Genomic DNA, 1,027 nt, shown 5'->3' on the forward strand with positions numbered 1-1,027 from the left:
CAGTAGGCCCTGCAAACAAGAACGAACCCACAGGCTTGTTATCTACGCCCAAACCAGCACGAGACAGTTTGATAGCCTCCGAAAGCGCATCAATAGCGTTGTCTTGACCAAAGACTAGCATCTTCAGTTTGCCATCAAGATTCTTCAAGATGTCTTTGTCAGATGAAGACACCGACTTCTCTGGAATTCGAGCCATTTTTGCAACCATGGCTTCAATATCAGCCACGCCAACCGTCTTCTTACGACGACTTGCTGGAGCTAATCGACTACGAGCACCGGCTTCATCAATAACGTCAATCGCTTTGTCAGGTAGATGACGTTCGTTGATGTACTTCGCAGACAGCTCTACGGCTGCACGCAGTGCTTTGTTGGTGTAACGCACTTCGTGGTGAGCTTCGTACTTTGGTTTCAAGCCCATCAGGATCTTGGTTGTATCGTCCAGAGATGGTTCTACAACGTCGATTTTTTGGAAGCGACGAGATAGCGCACGCTCTTTTTCGAAAATATTGCTGTACTCTTGGTAGGTAGTTGAACCAATACAGCGCAACTTACCGCTACTTAGTAGAGGTTTAATCAAGTTTGCCGCATCGACTTGGCCACCAGACGCTGCACCAGCACCGATAATAGTATGGATCTCATCAATGAACAGGATGGCATCTTCTTCTTTTTCAAGCTGCTTCAAAATCGATTTGAAACGTTTCTCGAAATCACCACGATACTTAGTGCCTGCTAGCAGCGAACCGATATCAAGTGAGTAGATAACGCTATTTTGAATCACCTCAGGTACTTGGCCTTCAACAATTCTCCAAGCTAGGCCTTCTGCAATTGCCGTTTTACCCACACCGGCTTCACCAACGAGCAATGGGTTATTCTTACGACGACGACATAGAACTTGGATCGTACGTTCTAGCTCTTTGTCACGGCCAATTAATGGATCAATATTACCGGCCTTCGCCACTTGGTTGAGGTTTGTTGCAAAGCTTTCTAAACGCTCATCGGAACCTGTTTCTTCGACACTATCCGAGCT

Annotated in this window: 1 protein-coding gene; it reads right to left on the minus strand. The window is 46.4% G+C overall.

Annotated elements, in window-relative coordinates:
• Positions 1-1,027: AAA family ATPase (locus R7127_RS26925; RefSeq protein WP_318148765.1), on the minus strand; the 1,027-nt coding region annotated here is incomplete at both ends.

Origin of the sequence: Vibrio sp. 1159, from assembly GCF_033340395.1 — a bacterium.
Classification (GTDB): domain Bacteria; phylum Pseudomonadota; class Gammaproteobacteria; order Enterobacterales; family Vibrionaceae; genus Vibrio; species Vibrio alginolyticus.